The organism is Virgibacillus halodenitrificans, from assembly GCF_001878675.1.
In the GTDB taxonomy this organism is placed as follows: Bacteria; Bacillota; Bacilli; order Bacillales; family Amphibacillaceae; genus Virgibacillus_Q; species Virgibacillus_Q halodenitrificans.
The window spans coordinates 1,322,794-1,341,675 of the sequence record NZ_CP017962.1 but is presented as its reverse complement, the minus strand read 5'-3'; the positions used below and the strand labels follow the sequence as shown (position 1 = coordinate 1,341,675).

Annotated in this window: 15 protein-coding genes; 5 read left to right on the top strand and 10 right to left on the bottom strand. The window is 38.1% G+C overall.

What is annotated here, in order from left to right:
• Nucleotides 1-33 precede the first annotated feature (33 nt).
• Nucleotides 34-1,680, top strand: coding sequence for a CoA-disulfide reductase (locus tag BME96_RS07025; protein ID WP_071648747.1), 1,647 nt, complete (start codon nucleotides 34-36; stop codon nucleotides 1,678-1,680).
• A 140-nt stretch (nucleotides 1,681-1,820) separates the two neighbouring features.
• On the opposite strand, the gene BME96_RS07020 is transcribed toward BME96_RS07025, so the two are convergent.
• Nucleotides 1,821-2,369 (bottom strand): GNAT family N-acetyltransferase, encoded by a 549-nt coding sequence (locus tag BME96_RS07020; RefSeq protein WP_019378716.1) that lies wholly within the window; start codon nucleotides 2,367-2,369, stop codon nucleotides 1,821-1,823.
• A gap of 242 nt (nucleotides 2,370-2,611) precedes the next feature.
• Here BME96_RS07020 and BME96_RS20165 point away from each other — a divergent pair, with 242 nt between their 5' ends.
• A complete protein-coding gene (locus BME96_RS20165) occupies nucleotides 2,612-2,698 on the top strand; it encodes a putative holin-like toxin (RefSeq protein WP_223280644.1) in 87 nt (28 codons plus the stop codon).
• A gap of 222 nt (nucleotides 2,699-2,920) precedes the next feature.
• Here the strand turns inward: BME96_RS20165 and BME96_RS07015 are convergent, their stop codons facing one another.
• The 7 genes from BME96_RS07015 to BME96_RS06985 all read right to left on the bottom strand — a co-directional run bounded on the left by BME96_RS07015 (nucleotide 2,921) and on the right by BME96_RS06985 (nucleotide 12,737).
• On the bottom strand, nucleotides 2,921-4,501 hold the full coding sequence (locus BME96_RS07015; protein WP_071648746.1) for a peptide chain release factor 3: 1,581 nt from the start codon (nucleotides 4,499-4,501) through the stop codon (nucleotides 2,921-2,923).
• Nucleotides 4,502-4,903: 402 nt separating this feature from the next.
• Nucleotides 4,904-6,415 carry a multicopper oxidase family protein gene (locus BME96_RS07010; RefSeq protein WP_071648745.1) on the bottom strand — a complete coding sequence of 504 codons (1,512 nt, stop codon included), beginning with the start codon at nucleotides 6,413-6,415 and terminating at the stop codon, nucleotides 4,904-4,906.
• A gap of 442 nt (nucleotides 6,416-6,857) precedes the next feature.
• Nucleotides 6,858-8,966, bottom strand: coding sequence for a heavy metal translocating P-type ATPase (locus tag BME96_RS07005; protein ID WP_071648744.1), 2,109 nt, complete (start codon nucleotides 8,964-8,966; stop codon nucleotides 6,858-6,860).
• 32 nt (nucleotides 8,967-8,998) lie between these two features.
• On the bottom strand, nucleotides 8,999-9,676 hold the full coding sequence (locus BME96_RS07000; protein ID WP_071648743.1) for a response regulator transcription factor: 678 nt from the start codon (nucleotides 9,674-9,676) through the stop codon (nucleotides 8,999-9,001).
• Nucleotides 9,669-11,060: a sensor histidine kinase gene (locus BME96_RS06995; RefSeq protein ID WP_071648742.1), complete on the bottom strand. Its 1,392-nt coding sequence runs from the start codon at nucleotides 11,058-11,060 to the stop codon at nucleotides 9,669-9,671. Before BME96_RS06995 ends, BME96_RS07000 begins: the two co-directional genes overlap by 8 nt.
• Nucleotides 11,061-11,075: 15 nt before the next feature.
• Nucleotides 11,076-11,807: an urease accessory protein UreH domain-containing protein gene (locus BME96_RS06990; protein WP_071648741.1), complete on the bottom strand. Its 732-nt coding sequence runs from the start codon at nucleotides 11,805-11,807 to the stop codon at nucleotides 11,076-11,078.
• A 21-nt stretch (nucleotides 11,808-11,828) separates the two neighbouring features.
• Nucleotides 11,829-12,737 (bottom strand): F510_1955 family glycosylhydrolase, encoded by a 909-nt coding sequence (locus BME96_RS06985; RefSeq protein ID WP_060679069.1) that lies wholly within the window; start codon nucleotides 12,735-12,737, stop codon nucleotides 11,829-11,831.
• Between the two features lie 230 nt (nucleotides 12,738-12,967).
• Between BME96_RS06985 and BME96_RS06980 the strand changes: the two genes are divergently transcribed.
• Nucleotides 12,968-14,176 carry a dicarboxylate/amino acid:cation symporter gene (locus BME96_RS06980; protein ID WP_071648740.1) on the top strand — a complete coding sequence of 403 codons (1,209 nt, stop codon included), beginning with the start codon at nucleotides 12,968-12,970 and terminating at the stop codon, nucleotides 14,174-14,176.
• Between the two features lie 500 nt (nucleotides 14,177-14,676).
• Here BME96_RS06980 and BME96_RS06975 read toward each other — a convergent pair whose 3' ends face one another.
• Both BME96_RS06975 and BME96_RS06970 read right to left on the bottom strand, forming a co-directional pair.
• Nucleotides 14,677-17,208 carry a heavy metal translocating P-type ATPase gene (locus BME96_RS06975; RefSeq protein ID WP_071648739.1) on the bottom strand — a complete coding sequence of 844 codons (2,532 nt, stop codon included), beginning with the start codon at nucleotides 17,206-17,208 and terminating at the stop codon, nucleotides 14,677-14,679.
• 13 nt (nucleotides 17,209-17,221) lie between these two features.
• Nucleotides 17,222-17,542 carry an ArsR/SmtB family transcription factor gene (locus BME96_RS06970; RefSeq protein WP_071648738.1) on the bottom strand — a complete coding sequence of 107 codons (321 nt, stop codon included), beginning with the start codon at nucleotides 17,540-17,542 and terminating at the stop codon, nucleotides 17,222-17,224.
• A gap of 188 nt (nucleotides 17,543-17,730) precedes the next feature.
• On the opposite strand from BME96_RS06970, the gene BME96_RS06965 reads away from it, so the two are divergent.
• Both BME96_RS06965 and BME96_RS06960 read left to right on the top strand, forming a co-directional pair.
• Entirely contained in the window at nucleotides 17,731-18,402 is a 672-nt protein-coding gene (locus tag BME96_RS06965) for a DsbA family protein (RefSeq protein WP_071648737.1), read from the top strand.
• A 3-nt stretch (nucleotides 18,403-18,405) separates the two neighbouring features.
• A complete protein-coding gene (locus BME96_RS06960; protein ID WP_060679060.1) occupies nucleotides 18,406-18,822 on the top strand; it encodes a disulfide oxidoreductase in 417 nt (138 codons plus the stop codon).
• Nucleotides 18,823-18,882 lie beyond the last annotated feature (60 nt).

Sequence of the window (18,882 nt, the reverse complement as noted above, 5' to 3'; positions counted from 1 at the left end):
ATACCCCTAGGGGTATTAAAAGGAGTGGTAATAATGACAGAGAAAATAATTATTATTGGTGGTGTTGCAGGAGGTTCAACTGCTGCAGCTCGTTTAAGAAGACTCAACGAAGAATCTAATATCATTATATTTGAAAAAGGAGAGTATATCTCCTTCGCCAACTGTGGTCTTCCTTACTATATTGGCGGTACAATTACAGACAGAGATAAGCTTCTTGTGCAAAATGTAAAAGATATGTCATTACGATACAATTTGGATATTCGCATTTTTAGTGAGGTTATTAAAATTGACAGGCAAGCTAAAAAAGTTTTTGTAAAGAATGTGCAGTCAGGAGAAATTTATGAAGAAACGTATGATAAAATCATTCTTTCACCAGGAGCTCGTCCTGTTGTCCCACCAATCCCAGGTATAGACAAAGCAAAAACACTCTTCACGTTACGAAACATGGAAGATACGGATAGAATAAAGTCATTCATTAATAAGCACCTACCTCGTAAAGCAGTGGTTATCGGCGGAGGTTTTATAGGTCTTGAAATGGCTGAAAACCTTCATGATCAAGGCATAAAAGTAACAGTAGTAGAAATGTCTGAACAAGTCATGGCTCCACTTGACAAGGAAATGGCAGCAATTATTCACAATCACTTGCAAGAAAAGGGAATAGAACTTATTTTGGGTGACGGAGTCAAGTCTATTGAAAATAATGGTCAATCAATTCTTACTCAAAAAGGCAACAAAATGGAAACAGATTTAATACTGTTATCTATTGGAGTCAGACCTGAAAATGAACTAGCTCTACAAGCCGGCCTACGTACTGGCAAACGAGGAGGCATACAAGTAAATCAAAAACTTCAAACGAATGACCCTTCCATTTTTGCTATTGGCGATGCTATTGAAGTGAATGACTTTACCAATAAACAACCAACAATGATTCCACTTGCATGGCCGGCAAATAGACAAGGTAGATTGGTTGCGGATATTATTAACGGTAAAGACGTCCAATATAATGGGACACTTGGTACTTCTATTGCAAAGGTATTTGATTATACAGTAGCTTCGACTGGAAATAATGAAAAGATACTTAATCGCCTTGGTAAACCATATGAGGTGATACACATTCACCCCGTTTCACACGCCGGTTACTACCCTGGTGCAGTTCCTATTGCACTAAAACTGATATTTGATAAAACGAGTGGGACTATTTATGGAGCTCAAGCAGTAGGAAAAGATAGTGTTGACAAGCGAATTGATGTAATTGCAACTGCAATAAAGGGTGGATTAACTGTTAAGGACTTGCCTGATTTAGAATTAGCTTATGCCCCTCCTTATTCTTCAGCAAAAGATCCTGTAAACATGGCAGGATATGTTGCAAGTAATATCATGGAGGGAGAAGTAGATACAATTCAGTGGCATGAAATTGATCGTATTTTAGCAGATGGTGGAACGTTAATAGATGTTCGTAGGCCTGAGGAATGGGAAAACGGGCATATTACAGGTGCCACCTCTATACCCTTGGACGAATTACGTGATCGACTAGATGATTTACCTAAAGAGGAAACTATTTACGTGAATTGTCAAGTAGGACTTCGCGGTTATATAGCAGCAAGAATCTTAGCAGAGAACGGATTTAAGGTGAAAAATCTGGATGGTGGATGGAAAACATACGAGACAGCATTACAGTAAAAAAATAGAACCGTCCGAACAACTTCCTTGTAAAAATGCAATAAAAAAGTCAGGTAACTCAACTTCCCGTAGAGGTATTACCTGACTTTTTTATCACTGTCAAAATCATGCTAAAAAAAAGCTCGTCTTATTCTATTTTTTTATGCCCTAGCATCCCATTCATCATTTAGCAAAGAAAAGATATACGCATCATGAGACTGATTATTTTGGTAAAGATAACGTCTTAGTAGACCTTCCTTTTGAAAACCAAGTTTTTCAAGCACAGCAATTGATGCTATATTTTGCGGATAGGTAACTGCTCCCATTCGAACTAATGCCAGCTCGGAAAATGCATAGTTCAATACTGATCTCGCAGCTTCAGTAATTATCCCTTGGTTCCAATAATTAGGATGTAATTCGTAACCTAGTTCAGCTTTTTTACTCCATAGACTCAAATTATTTAAGCCTAACGTTCCAGCAAATTCTTGCGTATCCCTTATAATGATTCCCCAACGGATACCACGTTTACTTTCATAGTTATGACGAAAAGAGTTTATCATGTTTATAGCGTCGCTTTCCTTTTCCAGAGGATCCATTCCATAATATCTAGTAACCTCATCCATTGATAATATATTGTAATAATGGACTATATGTTTCTTTTTGATTTCTACTAATTGAAGGCGTGGAGTTTCCAATTCGGGAAATGCCATTTAACTTCTCTCCCTCTTTAAAATATATAACATCTTACTTCTCTATATATTTCAAAATTCCTCTTTTTTTAAAACAACATATTAATAGATGCTAATTTTGCAAATTTATAAGTAAACATATACTTTTTTATAGGAACATATGATCGGTTGTGTTATAATTAGACATACAATAGACTAGCTTCCATGGATGGGTATGGTACACGTCACCTCTCAGGTATTCTGTATGAAGGGGGTGATGCGGGATGGATGTAGAATCAGTTTTAACTTTGATGATTTCTTTTGGGGCTTTGATTGTTTTGATTATGGCCCATAAAAATGACAAAAACTAACCCCTCTAGCTTTTTAGAGACTCCAGAGGGATTAGTTCAACGTTGTGCCACCCTTTTATTTAAGGTTAGCTATTGTACCGTTCCATGTTGCAGCATGGGGCGGTATACTTTCAATTTCTATTATATATCATATCATGAATTAAGACTTTTGACACTATTTTGGCATGACTTAGGTCAAAATGCTCGTTATTAATTAGCTGCAAAGTAACTTTAGAATAACTATTACGTTGTCTGATCATAGCTGTTTACTTCAAACAGATCAATCAGCTTCATATCGGGGTGTTTTTCTTGAAACCAATTCAAGGCAAATTCGTTACGGAATAATACCAAATGATTTTCTTCCCGATCACGCACCAGCAAGTTACCTTCATCAAACAGAGACTCATCTATTTGTTCTGCCTGTAACCATCTTGGAATCCGTTCACCAATAGATTCCAACATCACTTCCACGTTATATTCATTCTTCATACGATACTGAAATACTTCATATTGTAATTCACCGACTGCCCCAAGAATATAAGATTCTGTCCTGTGACGTTTAAACAATTGGATGGCGCCCTCCTGAACAAGCTGCTCAAGTCCTTTTTTAAATTGTTTTGCCTTCATTACATTTTTAGCAGTAACTTTCTTAAATAACTCGGGTGGAAATTGTGGAAGTTCATCATATTCAAATTTATCCTTACCTGTAACAAGTGTGTCACCAATACGATAAATATTAGGATCATAAATACCAATGATATCTCCAGCATACGCTTCTTCTACGGTCCCTCGAGAGGATGCTACAAATTGTTGCGATTGAGCGAGTTTAATTGTTTTTCCTGTTCTTGATAGCTTTACTTCCATTCCACGTTCAAATTTCCCAGAACATACACGCACAAACGCAATACGGTCTCTGTGTGCAGGATTCATATTCGCCTGTATTTTGAATATAAAACCAGAAAACTCAGGGTGATCTGGACTTACTACACCTTCAGTCGATTTTCTTGGACCTGGAGCTGGTGCCATAGATACAAACGTATTAAAAAATGTTTCAACACCAAATGGAGCTAATGCACTTCCAAAAAACACAGGCGTCTGTTCCCCAGCAAGAACATCGTCTAATGAAAAGTTATCTCCAGCCTCATCCAACAGTGCAAGCTCTTCCTTCGCATCCTGGAACATTGCATTTTCTGTAAGGTCTGAATGCGCGTGCAGTTCAGTATAAGGAATAATTGTTTCTTCTTCAACTCCGTTATACCGAACAAACTCTTCTTTTTGACGATTGAATATACCAAGAAATCGTTTACCCATACCTGCGGGCCAATTCATCGGACATGTCTGGATATCCAAAACTTCTTCAATTTCATCTAATAACTCAAATGGATCTTTTCCTTCTCTGTCCAGCTTATTAATAAAAGTGAAAATGGGAATACCGCGCATCCGGCATACTTTAAATAGTTTCAACGTTTGAGCCTCAATACCTTTAGTAGAATCAATAATCATAACTACGCTATCCACCGCAGTTAATGTACGATATGTGTCTTCACTAAAATCTTCATGGCCTGGTGTGTCAAGAATGTTAATTTGGTGACCTTGGTAAGGAAAGTTCATTACGCTCGATGTAACAGAGATACCTCGCTGTTTCTCAATTTCCATCCAGTCAGACGTAGCAAACTTACCAGATTTTTTTCCTTTTACAGTTCCAGCAGAACGGATTAAATTTCCATACAATAATAATTTTTCCGTCATGGTTGTTTTACCCGCATCCGGGTGAGAGATAATTGCAAATGTTCTTCGTTTCTTCATTTCATCTTGCAGTGTCATATAAATGTCCCTTTCATAAATAATATTGAGTTGTGAATATGCGTATTTAAATAGATTTTACATGAAAGGGATGCTCCTTTTCCGTTAAATTAGTATGTTAAAAATATAGCACTATGTGCGGTTTTTTTGCAACAAGGGGGATGTTATAACTACAGTTTATTCTTCTATTAGCCACCTACCGTGTTCTAGTTTACGCATTTAATCGTACTGAATATAATCTTTTCTAACATTTAAAACAGCGATTCGATTTTTATACGGTCTTACCTCTACATAAAAGATTGGGACAAATACACTTTTATATATTGAAAATCCGAACCGATTCAAATTAATGCTTAATCATAGTTCGGATTTCTTCTTGTAACAAGTTGGTGGAGTAAAAACGCACCGACTCCTCGGAAATGTTTATTCTGGTTGGTTATCTACTTTTCCATTATCTTCATAGAACGGTTGAAAGTTATTATATTTCACCATTGTTACCATTCCATTGGAAGCATGATGAAGATCATGGCAATGAAATAGCCAATCACCAGGGTTATCTGCTAGAAAAGCAATTTCATACGTTTCACCTGGCTTTACATTTAAGGTATCTTTAATGATAGGAGCACCTTTTAATGGTTCTCCATTTTTACTCAGAACCTGAAAAAAATGTCCATGTAAATGCATGGGATGCGTTGAATTATCTCTGCTGTCATTTTTCATGGTTACCTTTACCTTGTCATTCTTATTTACCTTAAATGGCGGAACTTCTGGAAAGGTTTCCCCATTTATCGTCCAAGCCATTCCCATATCCCCTTCACTCATATCCATGGTTGCATTCAAATCCATTTCATATTCAATATCAAATTCATCATCTAGTGAAAAAGGAGCTGTTGCACCTTCTCCAAGTTTAGTAATATCCACTGTTTCTAAGGAATTCGTATGATTTAGCTGATTAGTAATGGATTCTTCTTCATAAACAACATCCACTCTCATCTTATGATTAGCCTCTGATTCGCCATGCCTATCAATGGTAAAGTTACCTTCTCCATCTGCTTTAAATTCAATATCATACCGCTCTCCCGGAGCAATCTCCAGTAATGTCCCTTCATTCTTACGAGGTTCATTTACTTTTTGTCCATCCACATGGGTCACTCGATAATCTACAGGAATATGTAATTTATGTACCATATATCCAGCGTTAATAAATCGCAGTTTTACTCGATCCCCTTTACGCACAACCAGGGGCTTACTATTATCATATGTTTTTCCGTTTATCGTATAGATATCGTAAGAACTCATATCATGTTCCATCATGCTACCATGGGTATCACCCATATGCCCATCATTACTTTCTTCCTCTTTTTCTCCAGATTCCCACTCATCTACAACCAGTGTATAGTCACGGTCAACATTTGTTCCTTCTTTTGGTTCCACAATAAGCGTGCCATATAATCCTTTGTCCATTTGTTCTACACCGTTTTGATGGGTATGGTACCAGTATGTTCCAGGGTGATTAGCTACAAATTCATACGTATAGGTTTCCCCTTGTGGAACAGCATCTTGAGTCACTCCGGGAATCCCGTCCTGTTTATTCGATAACGGAACTCCATGCCAATGTATGGTAACAGGCTCTTTTATCGTGTTTTTCAAGTGAACCTTAACAACTTCTCCTTCTTTCACTCTAATTTCTTCCCCAGGTACAGTCCCGTTATATGTAAGTGCCTGAATCGTTTTATCGGGGCTTAACTTCCACTCTTTTTCCTGAGCTGTTAGCGTAAATTCATTTATCTTCTTTCCCTTGGTATTTTCTTCTTTCGCATATACCTTTTCCGTTTTTTCGTTTTGTTCCGAGCTTTCTTTCATCGTCTCTTCCTGCGTACACCCTACTATCAAATATGTAAGAACTATGAACGTAATTAACAAACTTTTCTTCATGTGCTTTTCCTCCTTTGTTGTTTTAGCATACAAAAGAAATGTGGATTTTTTATCGAGAGGAGTACACAATGATAAAAAAGCACAAATAACTTCCACCCAGCAAAAAGAGACTGGGACAAAATAAATTTTATACATTAAAAAACCGAACCAATTCACACTACTAATGAATTATGGTTCGGATTTATTTTTTGCAACGAATTAGCGGAGGAAAAACGCGCAGACTCCTCGGAAATGAAGTACACATTTCCTTCGTGCGATGTATCGCTGTCGCAGCTTTCCTTGTCCTGTGGGAGGAAAAGCCTAGCTAAGACCCCGGAGTGCATAGCACGAGGAGGCTTAGCAGCGCCCACGGAAAGCGAAGCGTTTTTCCGAAGCGGGGTTCCCACATTTTAAATAGTTCGTCTTTAGAATAGCGTTGTTTAGTTATGTCCCAGCCTTCTGTCTATGCCTTTAATAGCTTGGCATTAATTGCAACAATCACAGTGCTTAAGCTCATTAATACAGCTCCTACAGCCGGGCTTAGTACAATTCCAACAGGAGCTAGAACACCTGCCGCCAGTGGTATGGAAAAAATATTATAGCCTGCAGCCCACCATAGATTTTGCACCATTTTTCTATACGTTTTCCTAGATAGATTGATTATAGAAACGACATCTTTCGGATTGCTTTTCACAAGCACAACATCAGCCGTTTCCATTGCCACATCTGTTCCTGCGCCAATTGCAATTCCAAGATCCGCTGTGGCAAGTGCAGGTGCATCATTAACACCATCTCCTGTCATAGCGACTCTCCAGCCTTTATTTCTAATATCTTTTACTTGATTTGCTTTATCGTCAGGAAGTACTTCAGCATAAACCTCATCAATTTCAAGCTGCTTGGCAACCCAGTTGGCCACTTTTTGATTATCACCAGTAAGCATGATGGAATGAATTCCATCTTCTTTTAAAGCAGCAATTGCCAATTTAGCTGTTTCTCTTACGATGTCAGCAAGTGCAATCATACCAACTAAGCGATCGTCCACAAGCACAAATACAACTGTCTTTCCTTCCTCAGACATTTTGTTGAATGCATCTGTATCATAATTAAGCCCATTGCTTTTTATATAGCCAGGGCTAACTACATTAATTTGTTTCCCATCTACTTTCCCTTCAATTCCTTTACCAGTGATGGAAGTAAAATCCGCTACTTTTTTTAAGGTAATTTCTTGATCCTTACTATGCGCAACAATTCCTGCTGCTATCGGGTGTTCTGAATGTGCTTCGAGACTAGCAGCCAGCATTAATATGTCTGCTTTACTTTCTCCTTCCACAGGAACAATTTCCGTTACCCCGAACTCGCCCTTTGTCAGAGTACCCGTCTTGTCAAAAACGACTGCATTGAGATTTCTTGCGCCTTCAAAATTCGTCCGATTTCTAATTAACAGTCCTTGTTTAGCTGAAATAGATGTAGATACGGCAACTACAAGTGGCGCGGCAAGCCCAAGTGCGTGAGGACAGGTTATTACCATAACGGTAACCATTCGCTCTAATGCTACATCGAAGCTATAACCAAGTGCAAGCCAGATAAACAATGTAGCAAACCCTGCTAGTAAGGCAAGGTAAAATAGCCATTTAGCGGCTCTGTTTGTTAAATCCTGTGTTTTGGATTTGGAATCCTGTGCCTCTTTTACCATGGTGACTACTTGCGAAAGATAAGATTCCTCTCCTGTCTTCTCTACCTGTACTGTGATGGAACCTTCCTTATTAACAGAACCTCCAATCACTTCATCATTTTTATATTTTTCAACAGGTACAGATTCCCCAGTGAGCATGGACTCATCAACGGCCGTTTTTCCATCCAATATAGTGCCATCCACAGGTATCTTCTCTCCTGGTTTTACAAGTACCCTGTCTTTATTCTTCAGTTCAGCAACCGGTACATCTACCGCCTCGTCATTCTCGTCCAATTTATGTGCCTCATTTGGCATCAGTTTAACAAGCTCCTCCAATGCATTAGAAGCCCCCATTACCGAACGCATTTCAATCCAATGGCCGAGAAGCATAATGTCTATTAACGTGGCAAGTTCCCAGAAGAAATCCTTTCCTTCCCAACCAAATACCGTTAAAGAGCTATAGCCATATGCGACGAGAATAGCAAGACCAATTAAAGTCATCATGCCAGGATTCTTTTTCTTTAATTCTCCAATAGCTCCAGTTATAAAAGGCCAGCCACCATAAAAGAACACAAAGGTAGCAAGAATAAATAATACGTATTTATCAAACGTAAAACGCCACTCTATCCCAATAAAGCCTTGGATCATTGGTGACAATATGAGAATCGGTATGGTAACTAGCAAAGAAATGTAAAAGCGTTTTTTAAAATCATTTACCATATCGCCATGATCATGTCCATGGTGCCCATGATGTCCATGCTCTGCATGTTCATTGTCTTCCATTTTATGTTCGTGATTTTCTTCGTGTTCATACTGGGCATGATGATGCGAATGCCCACCTTTTTGATCCGTTTTTTCATTATCATGCTCAGAAAAATGCCCTTCGTTGTTTTTCCCCATGAAACTTCCTCCTTTCAAGAATATAAATCAAGCTATTTGGATTGTACCCACTTATAGCCAACTCCCCACACTGTTTTAAAATAAGCATCAATAGGAAATCCTGACTGGCGTATTTTCTCCCGTACATTCCGCACGTGAGAATCGACCGTTCTCCCTTCTGTATGGCTGGCAAATCCCCATATGAGATCAAGCAATTGTTCTCTGGCAAAAACCTGATTTGGATGTCTTATCAAATGACCCAGCATAGAGAATTCTTTTGGCGTAAGCTTAATATGTTGATTTTCATATGTAAGCTCAAATTTTGACTCATCCCAGATTAGTCCAGCAACCTTTATTACAGCGGAATCTGAGATACTCCTCCGCAATAATGCCTCCATTCTTGCTAGAAGTTCTTGCTCATCAAATGGTTTGGTAATATAGTCATCTGCTCCCAACCTTAATCCCTTAACTATATCCTCCTTTTGATCCCGAGCAGTAAGCATAATAATTGGAACATCAGATATCTTTCTAATTTGCTCGCATAGTTCCCATCCATTTACCTGTGGCATCATTACATCAAGTAGAACAATATCAAACGTTTCCTTCTGAACATTTTCCATAGCAGTAGCTGCATCTTGAGCTTTTACACAGTGATACTGGTGTGGGTGCAAATACAATGCAAGCAGCTCCAGCATGCGTTTTTCGTCATCGACAAGAAGTACCTTATACATTTTCTCTTCCACCTTTTCTTAACCTAATACGAATTGTAGTTCCTTTTCCTATTACACTACTTGCCTCTATTGTACCGCCGTGTGATTCGATAATTTCTCTTGCTATGGAGAGCCCCAACCCTGTACCTCCACTATCCCGAGATCGGGATTTTTCCACTCGATACAATCGATCAAATATATATGGCAGATCTTCTGGAGGAATCCCTTCTCCCTCATCTTGAATAACGATCCAAATATCGTCCTCTTTTTGTTTTACCGATAAACTCACTCTGCCTCCCTCAGATGAATGCTTTCTTGCATTTTCTAAAGTATTGAAGATAACCTGTTGTAATCGCGCCGGATCTACATCAATAACAAACTCTTTTTCACACAAATAAGAAAATTGGATAGCTGACTTTTCAAAAGCCGGTTGTACACGCTCCGCTATTGTACGAGTCAATTCACATAGAGAGATCGGCTCCCGCTTTATTGTGAAATTATTTTCATCCATTTCAGCCAGATCAAACAGGTTCTTTATGAGATAAGTTAAATGTTCAGCTTCTTCACGGATTATTTTCGTATATTCTTTCATCTCTTCTTTTGGTGTGTCATCCCGACTAATAATGTCTGCATATCCCTTTAAATAGGTGAGTGGCGTTCGTAACTCATGTGAAACACTTGCAAGGAACTCATTTCTAGCCATTTTCATTTGCTCCAAGTCATTCGATAATTTGGTTATTGAATTTGCCAATTCGCCTAGCTCATCTGTACGTTCCGTATGCAAGGCAACTCTATGATCTCCTTTACTCAGCTGCTCCGTAGCTTCCTTCATTCTAATTAACGGGATGGCAATAAATTTTGACAGAAACATGATTACAATAATAGTTAAAGATATCGTAATAATGCTCACCATCAAAAATTGGTCACTGAGCTGATCTATTATTTTTTTCACATTATCCGTATCAGCAAACATAAAAACATTTCCCTCATGTTTGCCGTCTATTACTATGGGACTGTCTGTCGCAATAAATGCTGTTTCTTCCCATCTTTTTTCCACTATTTTGCCATTCTTTGGGATCTTCTCTTCTTTCACCCGATCGATAATGTGACGCATTTCCTTATTAATAGGATCGGAATTCACAAGCAATTCTCCTGCTTCATCGGTTATTACTACTGCAAAGTCAGATGCTGATTCCATAATAGCCACATGTTCAATAGTCGATGTTTGGAAGTTTCTTTCAAGCACTTCCCTATGTGTATTCCCACGACCCAAAAGATTTTCCATGACCTCCTCAATTCGATCATTGGCAAGGTTCGAATATAAAGTGAAAAATAAAAACGCTTCTATAATTAGAAAAAAAACAAAGAACAATATACCAATTTTAAACGATAGCTTATTAAACATGTAAATTCCTTTCTTCTATAACCAATAGGTGACAGTATCAAAAAAACCTATAATAATTATTACAATACCTGCTAAGGTTTGTACAAGTTGACCAATTTTTCTACTTTTTTTCAAAATGGCTCCACTTGCCCCAAAATACCAAATTAAAAAGATAATCAACAAAAGAGGTAAGGAGGTGCCGAGAGCAAAGAAAGCAGGTAACACGGCACCATAAGGACTAGAAAGCACAATTGGTATCAAGGTAAGAAAAAACAACACAAACATAGTTGGGCAAAAAGCGATCGAAAACGTAATTCCAAGGAAGAAACTACCTAATAAAGTTCTATTATGGGTACTCCTCCGCAATAAATAAAATGGCCATATACGCCTAATATGAAACATTCCCATCATAAATAAGCCAATGAAAATTAGCATTGGCCCGATGATTTTTCGAAGAACAGGAAATACTAGCGTGAGGCTACTATGTATGTCCTTACCCATTACCCAAATCAAAAAACCAAGACCACTAAATACAATTAATTTCCCTATAATAAAGACCCACACATGTAACCATGGTACCTTGTAGGTAAGTGACCTATTGCCATAGATCGTAATAGCACTAATGTTACCTGTCAACTGACATGGAGCTACTGCCCCAACCAATCCAAGAAAGAAAGCAAACAAAATAGGTAAATGCTCCCAACCATATGCGAGCTGCTGTATGGGACGGCTGAAAAGACTTGCAATTTGGTTATATAGTTCAAACATATTAGTCTGTCCACGCTTTCTTTAATTTATCACATGTCCATTATCTAAAATCTGCTCCCAACTCTTCATCCCATCTTTTGAAATAAATGCCTGCCCTTTTATAGTATAAATAGCAAACACTTTTTCCTCCTGTGGATTCTTTGCAATGTAAACTGGGCCATCTTCATTTAGTTCAGGTAGCTCAACTTTTTCTTTACTGGCGTCTGAAAGAGTATACTTTGTCATTTCAGGGCTTGATGTAAAAGAAGCAAAGTAGAGATTTTCCTCATCAAAATAAACAGACGTACCAGTTCCATCACCACTAATTAATTCAAAACGTTCCCCTGCGTCTTCAGAAAGATAAATTCCATTACTAGTAGCTGCAGCGACCCAGTTGGAATCAGATGGATGTATAGCCAGGTGCAGAAGTTCTCCTGCCAATCCAGCTCCAGCAGCTTCGTCCCATGTATCTCCATTATCTACGCTTCTATAAAATCCCTGGTCCAGTTTTGAATTTTTTTGGGGATTCATTAAGAAGATGTCATGGCTGGAGAAGCCAACAGCCATTCCGTGGAAGTCTGTTTCTCCTGCAAAATCAATCTCATCAAGACTTTTGCCTCCGTCGGCGCTTCGCTGAATTCCTATTGGATTTGGTAAGTCCGAATCTTCACCGGGGTGGCCAGAAGTGTAAAACCCATCATCAACTGCATTAAATCCCATATAGTCATTATGGTTTTTAGATGTTTCCAACCATTCTCCATCTCTATATATTTTTAGACCTGTATGGGAAGCAAAATGTAATCCGTTATCTTTACCTGCATAACCTATGCCATGAACATGTTCCATTTTCCCATCAAAAGGAACTTCAAAAGCCTGTTTTTTTCCAGAATCGCTGCACCCAGCTATAAATAGACCCGTGCTAAGTATTCCAATTAGCATTACTCTTTTCATAATCCACGCCCTCCATCACTCTCTATGTATTAAAGTTATTTTATATAAAATTTATCCAGTTTTTGTGCAGGATCTTTATAATAATTGAACTTTTAACAGAATTATTAATATGTCACCGCCCTAATCCCATTTCCATGTTCTTAATTTTCAAACAAGTACATACATATTTAAAAACGCGCGTTTGAATAGTAAAGATTTTTGAAAGTCAATGAATTAAGGAGGTTTGGTACATGCGTATTGGTTTACTTCCCCAGATTTTAATCGCATTTATAAGTGCTATCATATTTGGTATTATTTTTGGCCAAAACATGGAAGTCGTGCAACCATTAGGCGACTTATTTCTTAGACTTATTAAATTCGTAATTATCCCTTTAATTGTTTCATCTTTAATTGTAGGAGTAGCAAGCACTGGTAACATGGAAACACTTGGGAGAATCGGCGGAAAAACTATTTTTTATTATGTTGCCACAACACTTCTTGCTGTTACGATTGGATTGATTTCAGCTTTCCTTTTTTCACCAGGAAAAGGAGTGGACATTTCCTCTACAGGAGAAATACCGGAAGCCACCGAAACTGGTGGTGTAATTAATGTGTTTCTTAACATCATTCCAACCAATCCGATTGAAAGTCTTTCTAGTGGTAACATTCTCCAGATTATATTTTTTGCTATCTTCATTGGTGTGGGGATTACCATGGTGGGCGAAAAAGCTCAACCTGTTTATCGATTCTTTGAAGGTTTGGCCGAAATTATGTATAAAATCACCTGGATTATTATGAAGCTTATCCCATTTGGAGTCTTTGGTTTGCTAGCTCCTATTATCGGACAATATGGGCTTTCTGTTTTGATGCCTTTAATAAAGCTAGTTGCAGTTGTAGCATTTGCTTGCATTGTTCACACACTCGTAACCTATTCATTTGCAGTTAAAAGCTTCGGAAGTATGAATCCACTGAAATTTTTCAAAGGAATTGCCCCAGCTACGCTTGTTGCTTTCAGTACGCAAAGTAGTTCCGGAACATTGCCTGTTACTATAAAATGTACAGAAGATAACTTAGGAGTCTCCCAAAGAGTGTCCAGTTTTGTTTTGCCACTAGGAGCTACAATTAATATGGATGGAACCTCACTCTATTTAAGCATAGCAGCCCTGTTTACTGCACAAGCTTATGGCATCGAGCTTTCTTTTATTCAGATATTAACGATTGTATTAATTGCAACATTAGGTTCCATTGGAGCAGCTGGTGTGCCTGGAGCAGGGCTAGTTATGCTGACACTGGTTCTTACAGCAGTTAATCTCCCATTAGAAGCCATCGCCTTAATTGCTGGTGTGGACCGCTTTATGGATATGTTCCGTACTGCAGTAAATATTACTGGTGACGCCTCTGCTGCTCGTGTTGTTCAACAATTAGAAAATAAGAGAAATGAAGCTTCACTTGAAATATAATTCTCATATACTTTCCATCGATTTAATAAAAGGTTTAACTTTAAATTTTAGGTTACAAACATATTTAGTTATTTCATAGTTGGAGGAAACTGCGCAGTAACTATTCGTGTTTAGATTATGTAAAATAACTGCGTTGCTGGAAAGCTCATTGAAATCGTTGAAGAGGTAGGTAAGCCGCATTGATTTCCGTTGCATACGGACGCTTTCACACCTCCGGGTACAAGGGCGACATCTGTTCGTAACCTCACAGTGTCTTCTTTGCCGCCCGCGGAAAGCGAAATATTTCCCCGTAGCGGTGATTTACGCAGCCTCTAATATTCTTAGTTACGTCGCAGTCTATCTACTTTCCGAATCATTGAATAATCCCAACATATATATTAGAACTAGTAAAAGCAGCTCTACATACAAGATGCAGAGCTGCTTTTAAGCATTCTATTAAGTTTTAAACCTGTAAAATTTTATCACTGAAATTGTCACTTCCAGCTCTGACACGTATTCTACTATTCTGATCGCACCCGTAATAATCGTAACGCATTCAATATTACAAGTACTGCTGCTCCAGTGTCACTTAGCACAGCCATCCATAGGGTTAGCCAACCCGGAAAAATCAGGATTAGAGCCGCTAGTTTTATAAGCAATGAAAAAGCAATATTTTGTTTGATAATAGATAAAGCTTTTCTACTTAGTCTAATTGTGTATGGCAGTTTCTCCAAGTTATCTGCCATAAGCACTATGTCCGCTGTTTCCATTGCGGTATCTGTGCCTGCACCGCCCATGGCTATTCCCAGCTCTGAAGTCGCAAGAGCAGGGGCATCATTTATGCCATCTCCAACCATAGCCACGCTATGGCCTTCTTCCTGAAGCTTTTTAATTGTGTCAACTTTATCTTCCGGCATAAGTTCAGCAAAATACCGATTTACCTTTGTTTCTTTGGAAATCATTTTTGCAGTCCCCTCATTATCTCCAGTAAGCATCACAATTTGTTTCACACCAATATTATCTAACTGCTGCAAAGCATTTACTGTTGTAGGACGTAGCGAATCACTTACAGCAATCATACCTAAGATCATTTGCCTCGTTCCAATTAATACGATCGTTTTACCATGACCTATAGCCCTTTTAATAGAATCAGCGACAGGCTTTAGGTCTACCCCCATTTCTTTAAATAGCTTAGGGTTTCCAGCATAATATGTTTCATCATTTATCATTGCTTGGACGCCTTTACCGGCAATGTTGGTAAAATTCGATGCTTCTATCGTTTCAATCTCTTGCTTTTTAGCATATTCCACAATCGTATGAGCAATTGGGTGAGTAGAATATTCTTCTAGCGTCCTCGCAATGGCAATGAGTTTCTGTTCAGATCCATGAAACGTATGAACTTCTGAAACATTTGGCTTCCCTTCTGTCAGTGTTCCTGTTTTATCAAAAGCAATTGCGTCTATTTCTCCAGCTTTTTCTAAAAACGTTCCGCCTTTAATTAAGACACCTTGTTTGGCTGCATTCCCAATCGCAGAAACAATTGCTACAGGAGTAGATATGACGAGCGCACATGGACAGGCAACGATTAGTAATGCAAGACCTTTATAAATCCACTCACTCCATCCACCTAAACCAAGCAATGGAGGAATAATCATTATTCCGAAGGCAAGCACGAACACAATTGGAGTATAAATACTAGCAAATTTATCAATAAACGCCTGAGCTGGTGCTCTTTGATCTTGTGCTTCTTCTACCAAATGAATAATCTTAGCTATGGTTGTATCTTCTAGCAGTTTTGTTACTTTTACTTCTAAGGATGCATGTTCATTAATTGTACCGGCATATACTTGATCACCGAGGGTTTTATTAACCGGAATCGATTCTCCCGTAATAGGTGCTTGGTTAATACTGGAGCTTCCTTTTACAATCTCTCCATCTAACGGTATACGTTCACCTGGCTTGATAATAATGAGAGAGTTTAGACTGACTTGCTCTGCTGGTACCCTGCTCATTCCATTACTTGTTTTTAACCATGCTTCTGCGGGGGCTAAATCCATAAGCCCACGAATTGATTTTCTTGTTTGTTCCATCGAATTGTTTTGCAGTACATTACCAAGAGCGAATAGCCAAACAACTGTAGCTCCTTCAAACCACTCACCAATTAGAGCCGCACCAATGGCGGCAGCTGACATGAGTACATTCATATCAAGAGAGCGGTTTTTCAACGAATAAAAAGCAGCTTTAATTGGTTTATAGCCATTAATCGCAATAGCAGCTGCATACAAGAAGACGCCTATAAGATTGGAAAGTCCATAGAATGATCCGAAAAACGCAATGGCAATTAAACCACCTGAAAAGTAAATAGAGATCATTTCTTTACTTCTTTGCTTATTAGAAGATAACTTATTTGCGGTTCCATTAACTAGTACAGCTTTATACCCTAGCTTCTCTATTTCTTTAACCATCTCATTGTTTTTATTAGAATGGGAAAGCTTCATCTTTCCAGTGGAAAAGCTAACTGTTACGTCATTGACACCCTGAAGTCGTCTCATGTGTGATTCAATGCTCTTCGCACAATTTCCACAATCCATTCCTTCAATTTCATAAATAGAAGTAAATCCCCCTCTATCTTCCATACTGGCAGTAAAGCCTAATTTATTGACTTCTAATGGTACAGCATCCAATGCTTTCTCCGTACCTGCCGCCACAAGCTTGGCAGTATTATAGTTTAACTTAATCATTTCCAAACCATCAATTTTATTTACCGCTTTTTCAATTGATGCCGCACAGGAAGGGCAATCCATCCCTTCAATCACAAAAGTACGCTTATTAGAGCAGTCATCTTCAGCTTTGTCTTCTTTAATTTCCGAGTTACCAGAACAGCAACTCGAATCGGGCTCTGACTCGGCATTCTCCTCCTCTGCATTGCAACATACTTCGTTAGACACCGTTAACTTATCTTGATCGTTGTTTTGTTCCGTTCCTGTTGTCTGCGAACAACAGGCATTGTTCGAATGATCTGCTTTATTTGATCCACAACATGATTTACCCAAGCTATTTCTCCTCCTACTCCACCTCTTTTTTACAACAAGCTACCTCTTCTTCTACTTCTTCAAGAACCTCGTCAAACATCGTCAATAAGTCTCTGACCTTCTGATTCCTTAAACTGTAATAAATATATTTCCCTTCCTGTCTTCCAACAACCATCCCACATCCTTTTAAACAAGCAAGGTGCTGAGAAATGTTGGACTGACTTGCATTTACGGTCTGAATAATTTCAGAAACCGTTTTTTCCTTGTGCTTTATAGCTTCAAATATTTGAATTCGTGTACGATGTGAAAAGCCATGTAAAAATTTAACCTTAACCTCTAAATCTGAAGTTATCATTTTTGCCACCTCACATATTCATTTATTCTAATATGTTATATGCTCATCATATTAGCAATATCGAATATGTGTGTCAACGAAAGATCATTAACTTTTATGACTATTATTTGAACAAGTTAGATATTGTTCAACTTTAAGATAAATTAATGGTACTATATCATTACATAAAAAAATAAAGAGGTGTTTTAATGAAAGGTAAAAATTCTCCTATCAAAATTACCGTAATTATTACTTTGGTAATTATTGCGTTAATTGTTGCTATTGTGGTGCTTACTAACAATGGCACAGGAAAGGACACGACTACCGGAAATCAACCTTCCATTGAAGGACAACCAGTCATGGGAGAAGAAGATGCTCCTGTAACTATTGTAGAATTTGGAGATTTCAAATGCCCAGCTTGCAAAGCTTGGGGTGAACAATATTTTCCTCAAATAAAACAAGATTATATTGATACTGGAAAGGCTAAATTTGCTTATATTAATGTTCTGTTCCACGGAGAGGAATCCAAGTTAGGCTCTCTTGCAGCGGAATCAGTATGGGCACAAAATCCTGAAGCATACTGGGATTTTCATAAGCAGTTATTCGCTCAGCAACCAGCAGAAGATCATGATACCAAATGGCTGACAATGGATACTATAACAAAAATAGCTGATAACATGGAAGAAATTGATGGAGAGCAACTAAAAGAGGATATTGAAAATAACACGCATTTGGACGCTGTAAATAAAGATACGGAGTTAGTCACAGAGCACAATGTGGAGTTAACTCCTTCGATTATGGTTAATGACAAAATGATCGAGGATCCTTTTGACTATGCAGCTATTCAAGCAGCAATTGAGCAAGAACTGGAAGGTAACTAATAAATGACAAATAAATCCAGGAAACAACTTTATCTCTATTTCGCTTGGCTGGTTTCAGTTATAGCAACACTTGGGAGCCTGTATTTCAGTGAAATTCTTCACTATATTCCTTGTGAACTTTGCTGGTATCAACGAATTATAATGTATCCATTAGCTTTAATTCTTGGTATTGCTACATTTACGAACGATATTAATGTAAAAAAGTATGTACTGCCTCTCAGTTTAATCGGCTGGTGCATCTCTCTTTTTCACTATCTGGAACAGAAGGTACCTGGCTTTGCAAAACTAAAGGCTTGTGCTGATGGCGTACCATGTGATGCAGCGTATATTAATTGGCTCGGTTTTATTACGATTCCTTTTCTTGCGCTCATTGCTTTTACATTGATTAGTATTTTTATGATTATATTAAGAAAAAAATAAGTAAATGAAGAGCCTTTCTTTTTAGGATGGCTCTTTTTACATTTTAAAAAAACACTCAAT